This window comes from Burkholderia sp. AU33803, from assembly GCF_002223095.1.
Taxonomy (GTDB): domain Bacteria; phylum Pseudomonadota; class Gammaproteobacteria; order Burkholderiales; family Burkholderiaceae; genus Burkholderia.
In genome coordinates, this window is the sequence record NZ_NKFJ01000009.1 from 1 (window position 1) to 17,316 (window position 17,316).

The window sequence follows — 17,316 nt, forward strand, 5'->3', positions numbered from 1 at the left end:
TCCCATCCCGAACAGGACCGTGAAACGACTCTACGCCGATGATAGTGCGGATTCCCGTGTGAAAGTAGGTAATCGTCAGGCTCCCTAAGCCAAGAACCCCCGCCCGAAAGGCGGGGGTTTTTGCATTGGCGCTGCAGAAATGCACAAGAAATCGAAGCGGGTGGCGGTGTTCTTTAGCCCGAGACCACACGGAAGAAACGCTTCGACAGACTCCCCATTCAAGAAACGACGACCGTAAATTCAACCCCCGATTCAAAGTTCAGGGTCGTGGTCGAAAACCGCGGGTCGTTGTCGAGGTAGTGCTTGTACGGTCGAACGGCGTCTTCGGCTGTGTACATGTTGTCGGCCAGTACGACCGATCCCGGGCGCAGCAGGCGCTCAACCTGCTTGAAGAGCCTCAGATAGGCGTCGGCCCATACGTCGATAAACACCATGTCGAACGTACCGTCCAGTTTGGCAACCGTCTCGAATACATCGCCCTCCCGCATGTCGACATAGGCATTCAGGCCCGCCGTCCTGACGTGATCGCGCAAGCGCGTGAACTTGAGCGCATCGCGTTCGGTCGCGACGACCACGCCACGGCCCAACGTGCGCAGTGCCTCGGCGAAATACAGCGTGGATACGCCGCATGAACTGCCGAGTTCAAGGATTCTGGCCGGTCGTTGCGAGAGCACCATGTTGCGCAAGAATCCGCCCGTTTCCGGCGACACGGCCAACGATAGCGGACTACCTTCGGGGGAATCGAAGTCGTCGCTGGACAGCCCGAGCGTTTCGAGAAATCGCCCTCGCAGACGGGGCGCGATCGCTTCGTATTCCTCGGTTAGCGACAGAAAATCCTCGTTCGATCCCTGGAACTGCGCGCGGGCGCGGGCGACGATTTCGGTCCGGCTTTCTTCGTGGAGCCGCTGCAGAAGAGCGATGGTGGGTGACGCCATGTGCGTTTCCTTGAAGAGATTGATTCGGTCGACGACGTATTCAGTGGCGGCATCTCTCATCAGAGATGCCGCGCCGTCGCTCGATATCGGCGATACACGGAGTTGCTATACCGTTCGGGCGAGCGTGATTGCGCGTTCGGGGCACGCCGTCACACACAGTCCGCATGACCGGCACGCATCCGCATTCGGCGTATAGGCGACCTTCATTCCATGCACGCGCTGCTTCAGGCGATGCATCAGATCCAGGCCGAGGTAATCGACTTTGTCGATGCGCCGGATCTCGAACACATGCTCGGGGCACACAGCGACACAATCCCCTTTGCCTTCGCAGCGCTTCAGATCGACGACCGGTGCAATCACCCCCGGCTTCTGTTTGCAGTCGCCCGTTGATTTGTCGGGCATGGTCATTCTCCCGTGGGCCGGTTGCTGCCGGATCGCCACGCGGTTCGGAACTGCTCGCGTTCCTCGGGTGTCATGGACTCCCACTTGCGCCAGTGGCGTCGACCGCGCCAGCCGCGATGACCGCGGAATCCGCCGAACAGGATGCGGCTCAACACGAGCAGGCCCAGCGCGTGCGCGAAGTCGATCGTACGGGCGCCGACGAATAGCGCCGGCATGACCCAGTTCCATAACATCATGACGACCCATCCGAGCACGCCTATCGCGATCAACACGAGAAGCGCCTTGCCCGCACATCTGATTCGAAAATTCATCTGTCGATTCCTCTAGGTGTTATCCAGTTCGTCATAAATGGGCTGCAGTCGGGCACGCAAATGCAAGACCGCATAGCGTTTGCGAGCGAGCAGCGTATTGAGCGCGACACCGCTTTGTGCGGCCATTTCCTTGAAAGACTGGCCCTCCAGCTCGTGTGCGATGAAGACCTCCCGCTGATTCGTCGGCAACTCGTCGAGCGCATCCTGCAAGGCCTTGAGCACCAGCGTGCGCACGTAGCGTGCTTCGGGGCCGGCATCATGCGCCGGTAGCGCGAGGTCCAGGCGATACTCACCGTTTGTGTCATCGTCGACCTCGGACAGATCGGTCAGCGGCTGTTCCCTCTTTTTGCGAAAGCGGTCGACGATGCGGTTGCGCGCGGCACGGAAAAGCCATGCACTCGCCTGCTCGATTGGCGCAGGAAGTCGATACGCCTGTACGAATTCGTGAAACACATCCTGCAGGATATCCTCGGCATCGTCCGGGTCGCGAATCCGACGCCGGATGAAATTCACTAGCCTCGATCGTTCACGCATCACTGTCGCTGTGATGTCGCGGTCTGGGTCGGTCATCGTGTGCGAAGTGAGTGGCGATTCCATGTGCCTGAAGACGTTTCAGGCGCGCGAATATTGTGGCCAGAGAAAAAAATCTGCTGCTGAACGCGTCGGCGTTGCGAAATACCCATTACCGCCGGCCACGCGCCAAGGGGATAGCCATCGTAGGCGACCCATCCAGCACGCTTGCCAGAAAGGAACGGATACCTCGTCTCGTCCTCTTGCTTCGATACGCAGAACCCGGTGCGCGCCCGCAGTTGCCCGTGAGGCAGTCGACCGGATCGCGATGCAGATAGACCGTCAACCCTTCGGCGAACCGGAACTCGGCAACCTTCCGCGTATCCGGACGAGCGTTGCCAGCTCTTCAGGGCTCCCTGCTACACGCCCCGGTCAGTCCACACGGTATCCGATCTTGTCGGATCGGCCCGTCCGTCTTCCCATCCACGGTGCTGCCGATCCCTTTGCCCACACTGGTCTGGCCAGTCAGGCCTTAAGTTCCCGCAGCCGCTGTCGTTAAACAGGACGTTGCCCGCTTTCGGCGACCCCATTCATATAACGCGGTAACGGAGATCGAAGTCATCATGTTGTCCTCGATTCGTGCACGGATACTCGCGACCTGCGTCGCCATCGTGGTAACGGCGTTGGCCGTGACAGGCGGCCTGGTCTATTACGTCGTCAAGCAACACAACGACGAGACAATCGACCAGAATCACAAGTCGATCCTCGCCGGGCACGCGCTGGCGATCAACGAATGGGTGGCCAGCAGAGGCCGGGAAACCCAGGCACTCGCGGACACGATCGCAATCGGCGAGGGTGATCCGCTGCCCGCGCTGAAGCTGCTTGGGAAGTCGGGCGGCTTCGAGGTGTTGACGCTCGGCCTGCCGGACAAGACCGCGTTCTCGAATGTGCCGCTCGCGCCCGGCTACGACCCGACAGCACGCCCGTGGTACAAGCAGGCCGTCAGCGCCGGCAGCCTGGTCGTGACGGCACTCTATCGTGACGCAACGACCGGCAAGCCGGCGGTTGCGTTCGCGGTACCCGTGGTGCGCGACGGCACGGTCAAGGGCGTGCTGGCCGCCAGCCTGTTCATGGAGAGCGTGAGCTCGATCGTGACCTCGGTACACCCGACGCCCGCGAGCTTCGCATTTCTGGTGGACAAGAGCGGGCGCGTGATTGCGTCGGCCAAGACCGACCTGATCATGAAGCCGGCAACCGGTCTTTCGCCGGCACTCGACGCCGACCACCTCGGCGCGCTGCAAACCGCGTCCGAGCCCGTCGCGGTCGACATCGACGGCGCCACCAAGCTGCTGCGGGCCCAGCCGATCGCCGGTACCGACTGGTCGCTCGTGCTCGCGCTCGACAAGGCCGACGTGACGGCCGGCATGCGCGCGGTCGCGACGACGACGCTGGCGGCGATCCTGATCGTGGCCGTGATCGCGGCCGCACTCGTCGGTGCGATGACGAACGCGGCCTTCAAGCGGATCCTGCTGGTGCGCGACGCGCTGACGGATGTGTCGACCGGTAGCGGCGACCTGACGAAACGCCTGCCGGCCGACGGCGCGGACGAAGCCGCGCAGATCGCGCATGCGTTCAACCTGTTCGCCGAAAAGATCAGTACGATCCTGCTGCAGATTCGCGAGTTCAGCGAATCCGTCAACCTCGCGAGCGCCGAGATCGCGCAGGGCAACCAGGATCTGTCCGGCCGCACCGAGCATGCTGCATCGAGCTTGCAGGAAACCGCCGCCGCGCTCGAGGAAATCGCCGGCACGGCCCGCAATTCCGCCGATGCCGCGAGCCAGGTGAGCCGTCTGGCGGAATCGGCGTCGGACGTCGCGGTGCGCGGCGGCACGGTCGTCAGCGAAGTCGTGTCGACGATGAACGAGATCACGCAGGCGTCGAGCGAGATCGCCAACATCGTCGGCGTGATCGACGGTATCGCGTTCCAGACCAACATTCTTGCGTTGAACGCTGCCGTCGAAGCCGCACGTGCGAACGAGCACGGCCGGGGCTTTGCGGTCGTCGCGGGCGAGGTGCGTGCGCTCGCGCAGCGCAGCGCGCAGGCGGCCAAGGAAATCAAGCAGTTGATTCACTCGTCGGTCGAGAAGATCGAGGGAGGCTCGGGACTCGTCCAGACGGCCGGCACGACGATGAACGAAATCGTCGAGGGCGTGCGCAGCATCACGAGCGTGATTGCGGAAATTACCGTTGCCGCCAAGGAGCAGAGCACGGGGATCGAGCAGGTGAATCAGGCGGTGTCGCATCTCGACAATGCGACGCAGCAGAACGCGGCGCTCGTCGAGCAGTCCGCGGCGGCCGCGACGTTGCTGCGCGAGCAGGCTGCCCGGCTCGCGCAGACGGTCGGCGAGTTCAAGCTCGAGGACCGCCGTGCGATGACGTCGCAGCCAGCGTGAGAAGGGCGATACCGGGTACGTCCGGCGGCGGTGCCGACGGACGCTGCAATCAGATCGTGATCCTCAAGATCGGGAAGAACCTGCCCGGGACGACGCTTGATTCCTTTTCGCCGATTTTCTCGGCGCCGAGCGCCAGATAGAACGGAACCGCATTGGGGTCCGCTTCGATCACGAAGCTTCTGATCCCTCTCGCGGCGCTTTCCCTGCGGACCTCTTCCCACAATGCCCGGGCGACACCGCGGCCCATGTGGTCGGGATGGACGAACAGCCATCCGGGCGTCGGGCGATCCGATTCCGATGACGCCCGGACCCAGAACCCGATGATTGCCGCGCCGGATTCCGCAACGTATCCGATTGACCCGTCAATCGTCTCCGGCGCAATCGTGAGATCGCTCTGCCACAAGTCGAGCCAGTCCTGCGGATAGCCCCAGTGTGCCTTCGATATGCGAGCCAGCCGCGTGAGGGCGTCCGCGTCCGCGGCACGGGCAGCGCGTACGGTGAATGCCTGGTGCATCTCGTCTCCTGTGATGGCCGCCCCCTTGGTTGGAGGTATCGCCCGGCATGCATCGACCCAACGCCGGATTCGCAGCTTGCCGACTCGAACGAAGGCCGGGCTCGGCGCGGCTACGCGACCTGCGATGCATGCCCGGCGGCGACGCGCCAGCCGGCAGATGATCGGCGCCAGAGCCGAGTATAGGCAAACATGCCGTCGAACGCCGTGCCGTCGAAATGGCCGGCGAGTCTTGCCTTCGTCGTGGTCAGGATCATTTCGCCGATCGCGTATGCGTGTGTTTCCTGCACATCGAGCCTGTCGAGGCGCAGCAGCTTCGCGCGATGCGCGGCCAGGTCGTCCTCCTTCGAGATGACCTGGCCGGTCGGAACGGTAAACACCAGGTCGTCGTCCAGCAACGCATCGAGCGCTTCGACATCGCTGGCCAGCATCGCGGCACGAAGGGCGATTTCACTGGGTTCGATCGCTGTACGGATTGCATCCATTTCAGGGCCTCGCATCGTCTCTGAAGTTTTGGGGTTCAGCGCATTCCGGCGAGCAACAGCAGCAACGAACATGCCGCACCGACGAATACCGTCTACCGCGCGTTCGACAGCGATTGACGCCGGACGAGCATCACCACGCAGATGCCGATCGACGCGATGACGTTGACGGCCGGATAGAACGCGACCGCGACGCTCCACGTGCTCAATGCCAGCAACGCCAGCGCGTACTTGAGCACGCACAGCGCGAAATATGCGAGGCTCTCGCTCCACGGATCGCGGATCGTCTTGCGGACGGTCGGGCCGAGTCCGGCCAGCTCGATCAGCGTGACCAGACAGATCGAGATCGTCGGGTCGTCGGTCAGCATCCACAGCGGAATGGCCGACAGGGCCGCGACCAGGAAAAACCAGTCGACACGTGTCCAGCCGCGTTCGCCCCGAAAGATGCTCGCCACCAGCGTCAGAAAGCAGGTGACGGCAATGGCCGCCGTGCACCACGCGGACGGCCCGGCACCCGCGACGAACTGGCCGGCCGCCGCGATCGCCGTGACGACCGACCACACGAGCCAGGTGAACAGATGCGGGCGAACCGTGCGCCGGTAGATGGCGAGCGCATACGGAATCGCCGCCAGCAAAGACACGGCCGTTCCGATCACGCCAAAGATTGAAGCGGTGCCCTGATCGACACTGATCATCGACGCATCCTCGTTCGCGCAGGCCGACCAGTATGTGGTCGGATGGGCCGGCGCGCAATGTCGTGCCGGCCAGATGTCGCAGCGGGTGTCACATCGCATCGCACTGGAAAGCCGATGCGAGCACTCGCAAACAAACGGCACCGGGATTGCGACGTGGCAGGAAAGCCCACTGCACGATCGCAGAATGAATAGAAATAACCTCTTCAATGAGAAGAAAAACTGTTCTTTCAAATCTCTTTTTGACGACCGACAGTTTGCCAACCGGACGACTGCGGCGATGCGCGGCGGTCATGGGCATCGGTCGTGCCCGCGGGCGCTTTCGTCGGGTCGAGTTCAGGCGCAGAACAACGCATAAAAGCCTGGTCGTCAAAACGGAGTCTCGAATGAACCCAACTTCAGCAGAAACTCATCAGCACGCGGACTGGAGACGTCTCGCGGCGCAAGTGGTCCCGAGAACGCTCGCGCATATCGGCGGGCGCGGCGTGGCGGCTCGAAGCGGCCGGACGTTCGCCGCGATCAATCCGGCGACGGAGGCCGTCATCGCGGAAGTCGCGTCGTGCGATGCACCGGACGTCGACGACGCGGTGCGTGCCGCGCGTCACGCGTTCGAATCCGGCGCCTGGTCGCGTTGCGCGCCGGCCGAGCGCAAGCGCGTGCTTTGCCGGCTCGGCGAACTCATCGCAGCGCACGGTGCGGAGCTCGCGCTGCTCGACTCGCTCAACATGGGCAAGCGCGTGGCCGACGCGTTCAGCATCGACGTGCCGGCCGCCGGCGGCCTGTTCAGCTGGTACGGCGAAGCCGTCGACAAGCTGCATGGCGAAGTCGCGTCGACCGACCCCGGCAACCTCGCGGTCGTCACGCGTGAACCGTTGGGCGTGGTCGGCGCCGTGGTGCCGTGGAATTTTCCGCTCGACATGGTCGCGTGGAAGGTGGCGCCGGCGCTGGCGGCCGGCAACAGCGTCGTGCTGAAGCCGGCGGAACAATCGCCGCTGTCGGCATTGCGGCTCGCGGAACTGGCGCTCGAGGCCGGCCTGCCGCCGGGCGTGCTGAACGTCGTGCCGGGCTACGGCGAAACCGCGGGGCGTGCGCTCGGGCTGCATCCCGACGTGGACGTGCTCGCCTTCACCGGATCGACGGCCGTCGGCAAGAAATTCCTCGAATACGCCGCGCAGTCGAACATGAAGCAGGTGTGGCTCGAGTGCGGCGGCAAGAGCCCGAACCTGGTCTTCGACGATACGGACGATCTCGACCTGGCCGCACGCAAGGCGTGCTTCGGCATCTTCTTCAACCAGGGCGAGGTGTGTTCCGCCAACTCGCGGCTGCTGGTCCAGCGTTCGATTCACGATGCGTTCGTCGACCGGCTGATTGCGCATGCCGCCGCGTTCATGCCGGGCGATCCGCTCGATCCGGCGAGCGGGATGGGCGCCATCGTCGACGAGCAGCAGCATCGGCGCGTGCGCGAGTGGATCGCACGCGGCCGCGATAGCGCGACGCTCGCGATCGGCGGTGGCGCGCCGCGTGTCGACGGCAAGGGCTACTTCATCGAGCCGACGATCTTCATCGACGTGAAGCACGACGACGCCATCGCGCGCGAGGAGATCTTCGGGCCGGTGCTGTCGGTGATGGCGTTCGACACCGAGGACGAGGCCGTCCGGCTCGCGAACGATTCGATCTATGGGCTGGCCGCATCGCTCTGGACCGGCAGCCTGTCGCGTGCGCACCGTGTATCGGGCCGGCTGCGTGCCGGCACGGTGTCCGTCAACACGGTCGATGCGCTGAGCGCGCAGACGCCGTTCGGCGGGTTTCGCCAGTCGGGCTTCGGCCGCGATCTTTCGCTGCATGCGATCGACAAGTACACGGGCCTCAAGACAACCTGGATCAGTTACTGATTCGACGCGGCAGGCCGTACGCGGTTGCGCCGCGCAACACGACAACGCTTTTTATCCCCACAACGAACCGGAGACTCGCCCATGAACGCGCCCAACTTTCCGCATCGTACGACGCAGGACTATCAACGCAGCGACGCCGCCCATCACCTGCATGCGTTCGTCGACCAGAAGGCGCTGAACGAGGAAGGCGCGCGCGTGATGGTGCGCGGCGAAGGTATCCATCTATGGGACAACGACGGCAACCGCTACCTGGACGGCATGTCCGGGCTGTGGTGCACCAACGTCGGCTATGGGCGGCCGGAGCTGGTCGACGCCGCCGCGCGGCAGATGAAGGAACTGTCCTACTACAACATGTTCTTTCATACGACGCACCCGTCGGTGATTGAACTGTCGGAGCGGCTGTTCGCGCTGCTCGGCAATCGCTTCAGTCATGTGGTGTATACCAATTCGGGATCCGAATCGAATGAAGTGCTGATTCGCACCGTGCGGCGGTTCTGGGACGTGATGGGCAAGCCGCAGAAGAAGGTGCTGATCGGCCGCGTGAACGGCTATCACGGGTCGACGGTCGGCAGCGCATCGCTGGGCGGCATGGCGTTCATGCATGAAATGGGCGACCTGCCGATTCCGAACATCACGCACGTGGACGAACCGTACTGGTACGCGAATGGCGGCGACCTGAGCCCCGAGGCATTCGGCAAGCAGGCGGCGCTGTCGCTCGAGCGCAAGATCCTCGAGATCGGCGCGGAGCGCGTTGCCGCGTTCGTCGCGGAGCCGTTCCAGGGCGCGGGCGGGATGATTTTTCCGCCGGACGGCTACTGGCAGGAAATCGAGCGCATCTGCCGTCAGTACGACGTGCTGCTGTGCGCGGATGAAGTGATCGGCGGCTTCGGCCGCACCGGTGAGTGGTTCGCGCATCGTCACTTCGGCTTCGAACCGGACCTGATCTGCATGGCCAAGGGGCTGACCTCGGGCTACGTGCCGATGGGCGGGCTGATCATGAGCCGACGCGTCGGTGATGCGCTGGTCGACAAGGGGGGTGTCTACGCGCACGGGTTGACTTATTCGGGGCACCCGGTCGCGGCCGCCGTTGCGCTGGCCAACCTCGACGTGCTCGAGCGCGAAGGCCTCGTCGAGCGCACGAAGACGGATACCGGGCCGTACCTGCAGAAGGCGCTGCGCGATGCGTTCGGCAATCATCCGCTCGTCGGCGAGATCCAGGGGGTGGGTGCGGTCGGCGCGATCCAGTTCGCGAAGAACAAGGCGACGCGCGAGCGCTTTGCGAACGAGGCCGACCTGACCTGGCACAGCCGGACGGTCGGGTTCGAACTCGGCGCGATCGTGCGTTCGACGAACGGCCGACTGATCGTTGCGCCGCCGCTGGTGATCGATCACGCGCAAATCGATGAACTGGTCGACACGATGCGCAAGGCCGTGGATGCCACCGCGCGCGAAGTGCTCGGGATCGACTGCTGATCGTCGAGCGACGCGCTTCCGTCCGATGAGAGTCGGGCGGGAGCGGATCGAATCATGGGGACCGCCGCGTGCAGCCACCGCGGCGGCTATCCGACAAGTTGAAGACTGGGCGTCGTGGTCGGTGGTCGCGATAAGTCGATGTGCCGCCGACTGCGTATTGGTAAGGAATGCAAATGGTACGGCTCGTGTGTTGAAGTCCGCACGGCTTTGAGCCGGCCACGTATTCCCGGTCAGCCTTCAGCCCCCAAATCCACGAACATCACAACAGAAACAAGGAGACGAAATGAGTCACGGCGAGTCCATTGCTCATCTCGAGGAAAGCACCATCCAGCCGATTCCGCTGACCGAGCGGCACGGCAGCGCGAAGGATCTGTTCACGATCTGGTTCGGGTCGAACATCATGATGCTGACGATCGTCACCGGATCGCTCGCGACCACGGTGTTCAAGCAGCCGTTCTGGTGGGCGGCGCTGGCCACGCTGGTCGGCAGCCTGATCGGCGCGGTGTTCATGGCGTTGCATTCCGCGCAGGGGCCGCAGCTCGGCGTGCCGCAGATGATCCAGACCCGCGGGCAGTTCGGGTCGTTCGGCGCGCTGCTCGTGGTCGGGCTGGTGGTCGTGATGTATGTGGGCTTCTTCGCATCGAACTGCGTGTTCGGCGGGCAGGCGCTGCACAGCCTGAGCGCCGACATCCCGCTCGACGCGGGCGTCGTGGTGATCGGCCTGATCAGCCTGCTCGGATCGATCTACGGCTACAAGCTGATCCACGCGTATGCGCGGTTGTTGAGCTGGTGCTCGGGCAGCGTGCTCGTGCTGGCGTTCGTGTGGATCATCTTCGTGCACGGACTGCCCGCCGATACGTTCTCGAAGCATTCGCTGAACCTGTCGGGCTTCCTGGGCGCGATGTCGGTCGCCGCGCTGTGGCAGATTGCCTATGCGCCTTACGTATCGGACTATTCGCGCTACCTGCCGCCCGATACCGGACCGCGCACGGCATTCTGGTCGAGTTACTGGGGCTGCGTACTCGGTTCGTTCTTCCCGATGCTGCTCGGTTGCCTGGTGGGGCTCGCGACGCCCGACGGCAATGTCGTGAGCGGCCTCACGGGCCTCACGCAAGGGATCAGCGTGCTCGTGATCGTCGTGCTGTCGTTCGGCATCGCGGCCAGCAATGCGATGGAACTGTATTGCGGCGCGCTATCGGCCATCACCGTGCTGCAGACGCTCTTTCCGTCGTGGTCGGGCAAGGCGCGTGCGCGGGCGATGACCGCGATCGTGCTGTGCGGCATCGCGCTCGCGATCGCGCTGTTCGGGCAGGACAATTTCCTCGCCGGTTACACGAACTTCATCCTGCTGCTGCTGTACGTGCTCGTACCGTGGACCGCGATCAACCTCGTCGACTATTACCTCGTGTGTCACGGCGACTACGACGTCGATTCGTTCTTCCGGCAGGACGGTGGCATCTACGGACGCTTCAATACGATCGCCGTTGGCTCGTATGTCATCGGCATCGTCGCGCAGGCGCCGTTCATGGCGACTGATCTCTATACGGGAGAACTGGCGAGCCGGCTCGGTGGCGCGGACGTGTCGTGGATCGTCGGTTTGTCGCTGACGTCGCTCGTCTACTACGCGGGATGCAAGCTGTTCTCGCGGCCGCTGCAGCGCGTCGCGTGAGCGTTTCCGGGTCGGCCGGGCATGCAGTGTCGACGGCTACGTGCCGCATCATCCGTTCGCCACGCCCGGCTCTCCCTCCGCCGCATGGACGTCCCGCCGGAACGCACCGGGGCTCGTGCCCGTCCACTTGCGGAATGCGCGATGAAACGCGCTCGGCTCGGTGAAGCCGAGCTCGGCCGCGATCTCCGCGACGCTGAGCGCATGCCCGCGCAGCAGCGACTGGGCCAGCGCGCCGCGCAGCTCGTCCTTGATTGCCGCGAAGCTTTGCCCTTCGCTGCGCAGCCGCCGCCGCAGCGTCGCGGGCGTCGTGCCGAGGCGCACGGCCAGCGTATCGAAGTCGGGCCACTCCGCGGCCGGTAGCGTCTTCAACTGCGCACGCGTCTTCGCGACCCAGCCCGTATCGTGCCGGTAGCGGACGAGCAGGTTGCCGGGCGCACCGCGCAGGAACGTCTTCAGCGCCTGCTCGGAGCGGATCGTCGGCAGCGCGAGGTACGCGGCATTGAATGCGAGCCGGCTGTCGGGCCGGTCGAAATGCACGGGCACGCCGAAGAACTGGTGATAGTCGCTGCGCTGGTCGGGGCTCGGGCATGCGAAGTCGATGCGCTGCAGCGGGATGCGCCGGCCGATCAGCCAGCACGCGACGCCGAGCAGGATCAGCCAGAACGTCCGGTATGCGAACGCCGGGTAGGGCGCGCCCGTCTGCGTCAGCACGATCTGCGCCTGCCCGTCGGCCACGGTGAGCTCGCCATGCGGCTCGTCCAGTACGACGCGTAGGAACTGCAGCGCGCGACGCAGCGCCTTGTCGAGCGTGCCGGCATGCAGCACCGCATGGCACAGCAGCGTGAAGCTGCCGCGCCGCATCGGGCGCGCGGCGAGCCCGAAGAATTCGTCGTCGAGCGCAGCGGCGATCGCGAGCCACAGCCGGCCGTACTGCTGCGGCGTGACGGGCTCGCGCACGGCGGCCGGCAGGCCGGCGGCGCGTAGCACGGCCTCCGTCGGAAGGCCTTGCCGGCGCAGGCATGCGAGCGCGTCGTCGACGAAATCCGGCGAAATCATCTGCGGCCCCATTTTCCTACATTCTCCCGACATGGCAAAAGCGATCACGATTCTAGATTCGGTTTGTCATTGATTGCAATGTACGGGCTGTCTACTATCGAACTATCCCCGACGCGCCTCTGGCTCGCCGGCGGCCATAACGCACAGGAGACACGCATGTCTGATGGAGCTACCGCCCGCGCGGTGCCGGCCTACGCCGACGCCGTGGCCCGGTTCAGTATCGAGACCGCCGCGCAGCAACTGCACGGCGACCTGGAGCGCGGCCTGAACGCGTGCGTGGAATGCTGCGACCGGCACGCATCGGCGGACGCGATCGCGCTCGACTGGATCGACGCCGGCGGCCAGCACCATCGCTACACGTTTGCGCAGATGAAGGCGCTGTCGGCCCGCGTCGCGAACCTGCTGGTCGCGCAGGGCGTGAAGCCGGGCGACGTGGTGGCGGGACTGTTGCCGCGCACGCCCGAACTCGTCGCGACGATCCTCGGCACGTGGCGCGCGGGCGCCGTCTACCAGCCGCTGTTCACCGCATTCGGCCCGAAAGCGATCGACCACCGGCTGCGCATGAGCGATGCACGCCTGGTCGTGACCAACGTCGCGAATCGCGCGAAGCTCGACGAGATCGCCGGTTGCCCGCCCATTGCGACGGTGCGCGAGCCGGGTGAAGCGCTGGCGGAAAGCGACATCGATTTCCGCGCGGCGCTCGATGCGCAGTCCGACGCGTTCGAGCCGGTGCTGCGCAAGGGCACGGACCTGTTCATGATGATGTCGACGTCGGGCACGACGGGCTTGCCGAAGGGCGTGCCGGTGCCGCTGCGTGCGCTGCTCGCGTTCGGCGCATACATGCGCGACGCGGTGGACCTGCGTGCCGGCGACCGGTTCTGGAACATCGCCGATCCGGGCTGGGCATACGGCCTCTATTACGCGATCACGGGCCCGCTGCTGCTGGGCCACGCGACGACGCTCTACGAAGGCAGCTTCACGGTCGACAGCACGTACGACCTGATCGAACGGCTCGGGATTACAAGCCTCGCCGGCTCGCCGACGGCCTACCGGATGCTGATGGCGGCCGGCACGGACGCGGCGGCGCGGCTGAAGGGCAAGCTGCGCGTGGTCAGCAGCGCGGGCGAACCGTTGAATCCGGAAGTCGTGCGCTGGTTCGACGCGGCGCTCGGCGCGCCGATCTACGATCACTACGGCCAGACCGAACTCGGGATGGTCGTGAACAACCACCACGGCCTCGCGCATGCGGTCCACGCCGGGTCGGCCGGCTTGGCGATGCCCGGCTACCGCGTCGCGGTGCTCGACGACGCGAGCCGCGAGCTCGGCCCCGGCGAGCCGGGCAACCTCGCGATCGACATCGCACGCTCGCCGCTGCTGTGGTTCCACGGCTACTGGCAGCAGGACACGCCGGCGATCGCGGGCGGCTATTACCGGACCGGCGACAACCTCGAGCTGGAGCCGGATGGCACCGTGAGCTTCATCGGCCGCGCGGACGACGTGATCACGTCGTCCGGCTACCGGATCGGCCCGTTCGACGTGGAAAGCGCGCTGATCGAGCATCCGGCCGTGAGCGAGGCCGCCGTCATCGGCGTGCCCGACGCGGAGCGCACGGAGATCGTCAAGGCGTTCGTCGTGCTGTCGAAAGGCTATGACGGCACGCCGGCGCTGGCCGACGAACTGAGCCTGCACGTGAAGCGGCGGCTGTCCGCTCACGCCTATCCGCGCGCGATCGACTTCGTCGACGCGCTGCCTAAAACCCCGAGCGGCAAGATCCAGCGCTTCGTATTGCGCAAGATGGAAGCCGAGAAAGCCGCTCAACCCTGAACACAACCTGTACGGACTGCGAATGGATATCAAGGATCGCGTTTTTCTGATCACGGGCGCCGGTTCCGGTCTCGGCGCCGCGGTGGCGCGCATGGTGGTCGCGGAAGGCGGCAAGGCCGTGCTGCTGGATGTCAACGAAGAGGCCGGCGCGGGTCTCGCGCACGAGCTTGGCGCGGCCGCACGCTTCGTGAAGACCGACGTGACGAGCGAAGCCGACGGCCAGGCGGCCGTCGCCGCCGCGCGTGATGCGTTCGGCCGCATCGACGCGCTCGTCAACTGCGCGGGCGTCGCACCGGGCGAGAAGGTGGTGGGCCGCGAGGGTCCGCATTCGCTCGACCGCTTCGCACGCGCGGTGTCGATCAATCTGGTCGGCACGTTCAACATGATCCGGCTGGCCGCCGACGCGATGTCGAAGCAGGAGCCCAATGCCGAAGGCGAACGCGGCGTGATCGTCAACACCGCGTCGGTCGCGGCGTTCGACGGGCAGATCGGGCAGGCCGCGTATGCGGCGTCGAAGAGCGGTGTGGTCGGCATGACGCTGCCGATCGCGCGCGAACTCGCGCAGTTCGGCATTCGCGTCGTGACGGTCGCGCCGGGCATCTTCGCGACGCCGATGATGGCCGGCATGCCGCAGGACGTGCAGGATGCGCTCGGCAAGAGCGTACCGTTCCCGCCGCGGCTTGGCCGCCCGGAAGAATTTGCGGCGCTGGTGCGCCACATCGCCGAGAACACGATGCTGAACGGCGAAGTCATCCGTCTCGATGGCGCGTTGCGCATGGCACCGCGCTGACACTGGAGGAAGCGAATCATGACGACTCAGGATCCGATCGTAATCGTGGGTATGGCGCGTACGCCGATGGGTGGTTTCCAGGGCGACCTGGCGGCCGCCAGCGCGAGCGACCTTGGCGCGGTAGCGATTCGCGCGGCGCTCGAGCGCGCGAACGTGCCGGCCGAGCGCATCGATGAAATCGTGTTCGGCTGCGTGTTGCCGGCGGGCCAGGGCCAGGCGCCGGCGCGGCAGGCCGCGCTGAAGGCCGGGCTGCCGCTCGCGGCGGGTGCGACCACGGTCAACAAGATGTGCGGCTCGGGGATGAAGGCCGCGATGTTCGCGCATGACCTGCTGCTGGCGGGCTCGGCAGCCGTGGCCGTCGCGGGCGGGATGGAGAGCATGACGAATGCGCCGTACCTGCTGCCGAAGGCGCGCGCGGGGATGCGCATGGGTCACGGGCAGGTACTCGATCACATGTTCCTCGACGGGCTCGAGGACGCGTACGAGAAGGGCCGCCTGATGGGCACGTTCGCCGAGGATTGCGCGCAGGCGTACCAGTTCACGCGCGAGGCGCAGGATGCGTTCGCGATCGCATCGCTGACGCGCGCGCAACGGGCGATCGCCGACGGGCACTTCGTGTCGGAAATCACGCCGGTGACCGTGAAGGCCGGCAAGACCGAAACGGTCGTGTCGATCGACGAACAGCCGGGCAAGGCGAAGCTCGACAAGATCCCGACGCTGAAGCCGGCGTTCCGCGATGGCGGCACGGTGACGGCCGCGAATGCGTCGTCGATCTCGGACGGCGCGGCCGCGCTCGTGATGATGCGCCGCTCGGAAGCCGAGCGCCTCGGCCTCACGCCGAAGGCCGTGATCGTCGGGCATTCGACCTACGCGGACAAGCCGGGCCTGTTCGCGACCGCGCCGATCGGCGCGCTGCGCAAGCTGTCGGAGAAAACCGGCTGGAACCTGCGCGACGTCGACCTGTTCGAGATCAACGAAGCGTTCGCAGTGGTGCCGATGGCCGCGATGCGCGACCTCGACCTGCCGCACGAGAAGGTCAACGTGCACGGCGGCGCGTGTGCGCTCGGGCATCCGATCGGGGCATCGGGCGCGCGCGTGATGGTGACGCTGCTGGCCGCGCTTGAAACGTACGGGATGAAGCGCGGCGTCGCGTCGCTGTGCATCGGCGGCGGCGAGGCGACGGCGATCGCGATCGAGCGCGTCGTGTAACGTATCGCGCAGCGCACCACGCGTCGTCCGCATGCGGCGACACGGCCGACGGGTATCGCACGGGAAACACCTGTGCGATACCCGTTTTGTTTTCGGCGGATCGCGTTGCCGCGCTACGCCTTCGCCTCCGGCGACACCGCTCCGCATGCGCGAATCACGAGCTGCACGACCTGTTCGGTCTTCTCGTCGTACGCCTTCTGCGTGAACGTGCGCTTGCCGCTCAGCGCGCGGATCTGCGCATCGAAATCGGCGTAGTGCTGCGTGGTGGCCCAGATCAGGTACATCAGCGCATGCGCGTCGATCGGCGCGAGCAGCCCGCGCGCGATCCAGCCGTCGATGACCTTCACGCGCGTATCGAACCACGGCTTCACGCGTTCCGACAGGATGTCCTGCATGTGCTCCGCACCGTGGATGATCTCGTTGGCCCAGACCTTCGAGCCGAGCGGGCGCCGCCGCGACAGCGCCATCTTCGCGCGCACGTAGCCGCTGATCGCTACCACCGGATCGTCGTCGGCCTCGAACGTCCCGGCCGCGCGATGCCAGTCCTCGAACAGGTCGTCGAGCACGCGGCGGTACAGCGCAAGCTTCGTCGGGAAGTAGTAATGCAGGTTGGCTTTCGGCAGGCCGGCGCGCTCCGCGATCATCGCGGTGCTCGCGCCGTCGAGCCCGCGCTCCGCGAACACGGCCTCCGCGCAGGCCAGCAGATGCGCTTCGTTGGACTCGCGGATGTGCGCCTTGCGTCGCCGCAAAGGCGCGGGCGTTTCGTCGCTGTCGGTGGCTGCGGTTGCCGCCTCGTCATGTCTCATCGTTGCCCTCGCGCGGCGGGGGTGCCGCGTTGGGCTTCATTCTAGCCGCTGATTCGCATCGAACGCACGCGTACCGATCTCGCGTAGTCATCGCCATGCTGCGTTGCGGTGGCACGTTTCTCGCTCCATTCATTCACGCAAGAAAGAGATTGATTTGGTCATTTTGATCGTCTAAAACCTGTCCAATCGGACAGGATTCGACGAGCGGCAGAAACCGTTCGGCCCGATTCGTCGGACGATCTTCGCGAAGACCGGGGCATGCACCGCGCTTGGGCGGCGTTGCCCCGAAACAGGCATGACA

The 17,316-nt window shown here is 65.4% G+C and carries 17 protein-coding genes; 7 read left to right on the top strand and 10 right to left on the bottom strand.

Annotated elements, in window-relative coordinates:
- Positions 1-218 precede the first annotated feature (218 nt).
- The 4 genes from CFB41_RS34620 to CFB41_RS34635 form a co-directional block, all read right to left on the bottom strand.
- Entirely contained in the window at positions 219-935 is a 717-nt protein-coding gene (locus tag CFB41_RS34620; protein WP_089460119.1) for an O-methyltransferase, read from the bottom strand.
- A 105-nt stretch (positions 936-1,040) separates the two neighbouring features.
- Entirely contained in the window at positions 1,041-1,337 is a 297-nt protein-coding gene (locus CFB41_RS34625) for a 4Fe-4S dicluster domain-containing protein (RefSeq protein ID WP_089459774.1), read from the bottom strand.
- A gap of 2 nt (positions 1,338-1,339) precedes the next feature.
- Positions 1,340-1,648, bottom strand: a complete 309-nt coding sequence (locus tag CFB41_RS34630) for a hypothetical protein (protein ID WP_089443783.1) — start codon at positions 1,646-1,648, stop codon at positions 1,340-1,342.
- Between the two features lie 12 nt (positions 1,649-1,660).
- Complete coding sequence (locus tag CFB41_RS34635; RefSeq protein ID WP_089459775.1) at positions 1,661-2,245, bottom strand: RNA polymerase sigma factor; 585 nt, start codon at positions 2,243-2,245, stop codon at positions 1,661-1,663.
- Between the two features lie 536 nt (positions 2,246-2,781).
- Here CFB41_RS34635 and CFB41_RS34640 point away from each other — a divergent pair.
- The gene (locus CFB41_RS34640; RefSeq protein WP_089459776.1) at positions 2,782-4,611 is read left to right on the top strand and encodes a methyl-accepting chemotaxis protein; all 1,830 of its coding nucleotides are present in this window, start codon (positions 2,782-2,784) and stop codon (positions 4,609-4,611) included.
- Between the two features lie 49 nt (positions 4,612-4,660).
- Here CFB41_RS34640 and CFB41_RS34645 read toward each other — a convergent pair whose 3' ends face one another.
- From CFB41_RS34645 to CFB41_RS37940, 4 genes are all read right to left on the bottom strand, one after another.
- The gene (locus tag CFB41_RS34645) at positions 4,661-5,125 is read right to left on the bottom strand and encodes a GNAT family N-acetyltransferase (protein WP_089459777.1); all 465 of its coding nucleotides are present in this window, start codon (positions 5,123-5,125) and stop codon (positions 4,661-4,663) included.
- A gap of 110 nt (positions 5,126-5,235) precedes the next feature.
- A complete protein-coding gene (locus CFB41_RS34650; protein WP_089459778.1) occupies positions 5,236-5,607 on the bottom strand; it encodes a nuclear transport factor 2 family protein in 372 nt (123 codons plus the stop codon).
- Positions 5,608-5,699: 92 nt separating this feature from the next.
- Positions 5,700-6,299 carry a hypothetical protein gene (locus CFB41_RS34655; RefSeq protein WP_089459779.1) on the bottom strand — a complete coding sequence of 200 codons (600 nt, stop codon included), beginning with the start codon at positions 6,297-6,299 and terminating at the stop codon, positions 5,700-5,702.
- Between the two features lie 88 nt (positions 6,300-6,387).
- On the bottom strand, positions 6,388-6,591 hold the full coding sequence (locus CFB41_RS37940; protein ID WP_143330893.1) for a hypothetical protein: 204 nt from the start codon (positions 6,589-6,591) through the stop codon (positions 6,388-6,390).
- A 91-nt stretch (positions 6,592-6,682) separates the two neighbouring features.
- Here CFB41_RS37940 and CFB41_RS34660 point away from each other — a divergent pair, with 91 nt between their 5' ends.
- From CFB41_RS34660 to CFB41_RS34670, 3 genes are all read left to right on the top strand, one after another.
- Positions 6,683-8,188: an aldehyde dehydrogenase gene (locus CFB41_RS34660; RefSeq protein WP_089459780.1), complete on the top strand. Its 1,506-nt coding sequence runs from the start codon at positions 6,683-6,685 to the stop codon at positions 8,186-8,188.
- A gap of 81 nt (positions 8,189-8,269) precedes the next feature.
- Positions 8,270-9,661, top strand: a complete 1,392-nt coding sequence (locus CFB41_RS34665) for an aspartate aminotransferase family protein (RefSeq protein ID WP_089443790.1) — start codon at positions 8,270-8,272, stop codon at positions 9,659-9,661.
- Between the two features lie 283 nt (positions 9,662-9,944).
- Positions 9,945-11,330, top strand: a complete 1,386-nt coding sequence (locus CFB41_RS34670) for a cytosine permease (protein WP_089459781.1) — start codon at positions 9,945-9,947, stop codon at positions 11,328-11,330.
- A gap of 48 nt (positions 11,331-11,378) precedes the next feature.
- Here the strand turns inward: CFB41_RS34670 and CFB41_RS34675 are convergent, their stop codons facing one another.
- Complete coding sequence (locus tag CFB41_RS34675; RefSeq protein ID WP_089459782.1) at positions 11,379-12,398, bottom strand: AraC family transcriptional regulator; 1,020 nt, start codon at positions 12,396-12,398, stop codon at positions 11,379-11,381.
- 144 nt (positions 12,399-12,542) lie between these two features.
- Between CFB41_RS34675 and CFB41_RS34685 the strand changes: the two genes are divergently transcribed.
- The 3 genes from CFB41_RS34685 to CFB41_RS34695 are packed head-to-tail and all read left to right on the top strand — an operon-like array spanning position 12,543 to position 16,209.
- The gene (locus tag CFB41_RS34685; protein ID WP_089459783.1) at positions 12,543-14,210 is read left to right on the top strand and encodes an acyl-CoA synthetase; all 1,668 of its coding nucleotides are present in this window, start codon (positions 12,543-12,545) and stop codon (positions 14,208-14,210) included.
- A gap of 22 nt (positions 14,211-14,232) precedes the next feature.
- Positions 14,233-15,000 carry a 3-hydroxyacyl-CoA dehydrogenase gene (locus CFB41_RS34690; protein WP_089459784.1) on the top strand — a complete coding sequence of 256 codons (768 nt, stop codon included), beginning with the start codon at positions 14,233-14,235 and terminating at the stop codon, positions 14,998-15,000.
- A gap of 18 nt (positions 15,001-15,018) precedes the next feature.
- Positions 15,019-16,209, top strand: a complete 1,191-nt coding sequence (locus CFB41_RS34695) for an acetyl-CoA C-acetyltransferase (protein WP_089443795.1) — start codon at positions 15,019-15,021, stop codon at positions 16,207-16,209.
- 113 nt (positions 16,210-16,322) lie between these two features.
- Here the strand turns inward: CFB41_RS34695 and CFB41_RS34700 are convergent, their stop codons facing one another.
- On the bottom strand, positions 16,323-17,015 hold the full coding sequence (locus CFB41_RS34700; RefSeq protein WP_089459785.1) for a TetR/AcrR family transcriptional regulator: 693 nt from the start codon (positions 17,013-17,015) through the stop codon (positions 16,323-16,325).
- Positions 17,016-17,316: the final 301 nt, after the last annotated feature.

Bases quoted from the DNA above. Each gene is read 5' to 3' on its own strand.
- CFB41_RS34620 (WP_089460119.1), bottom strand. From the start codon at position 935: ATGGCGTCACCCACCATCGCTCTTCTGCAGCGGCTCCACGAAGAAAGC.
- CFB41_RS34625 (WP_089459774.1), bottom strand. From the start codon at position 1,337: ATGCCCGACAAATCAACGGGCGACTGCAAACAGAAGCCGGGGGTGATT.
- CFB41_RS34630 (WP_089443783.1), bottom strand. From the start codon at position 1,648: ATGAATTTTCGAATCAGATGTGCGGGCAAGGCGCTTCTCGTGTTGATC.
- CFB41_RS34635 (WP_089459775.1), bottom strand. From the start codon at position 2,245: ATGGAATCGCCACTCACTTCGCACACGATGACCGACCCAGACCGCGAC.
- CFB41_RS34640 (WP_089459776.1), top strand. From the start codon at position 2,782: ATGTTGTCCTCGATTCGTGCACGGATACTCGCGACCTGCGTCGCCATC.
- CFB41_RS34645 (WP_089459777.1), bottom strand. From the start codon at position 5,125: ATGCACCAGGCATTCACCGTACGCGCTGCCCGTGCCGCGGACGCGGAC.
- CFB41_RS34650 (WP_089459778.1), bottom strand. From the start codon at position 5,607: ATGGATGCAATCCGTACAGCGATCGAACCCAGTGAAATCGCCCTTCGT.
- CFB41_RS34655 (WP_089459779.1), bottom strand. From the start codon at position 6,299: ATGATCAGTGTCGATCAGGGCACCGCTTCAATCTTTGGCGTGATCGGA.
- CFB41_RS37940 (WP_143330893.1), bottom strand. From the start codon at position 6,591: ATGACCGCCGCGCATCGCCGCAGTCGTCCGGTTGGCAAACTGTCGGTC.
- CFB41_RS34660 (WP_089459780.1), top strand. From the start codon at position 6,683: ATGAACCCAACTTCAGCAGAAACTCATCAGCACGCGGACTGGAGACGT.
- CFB41_RS34665 (WP_089443790.1), top strand. From the start codon at position 8,270: ATGAACGCGCCCAACTTTCCGCATCGTACGACGCAGGACTATCAACGC.
- CFB41_RS34670 (WP_089459781.1), top strand. From the start codon at position 9,945: ATGAGTCACGGCGAGTCCATTGCTCATCTCGAGGAAAGCACCATCCAG.
- CFB41_RS34675 (WP_089459782.1), bottom strand. From the start codon at position 12,398: ATGGGGCCGCAGATGATTTCGCCGGATTTCGTCGACGACGCGCTCGCA.
- CFB41_RS34685 (WP_089459783.1), top strand. From the start codon at position 12,543: ATGTCTGATGGAGCTACCGCCCGCGCGGTGCCGGCCTACGCCGACGCC.
- CFB41_RS34690 (WP_089459784.1), top strand. From the start codon at position 14,233: ATGGATATCAAGGATCGCGTTTTTCTGATCACGGGCGCCGGTTCCGGT.
- CFB41_RS34695 (WP_089443795.1), top strand. From the start codon at position 15,019: ATGACGACTCAGGATCCGATCGTAATCGTGGGTATGGCGCGTACGCCG.
- CFB41_RS34700 (WP_089459785.1), bottom strand. From the start codon at position 17,015: ATGAGACATGACGAGGCGGCAACCGCAGCCACCGACAGCGACGAAACG.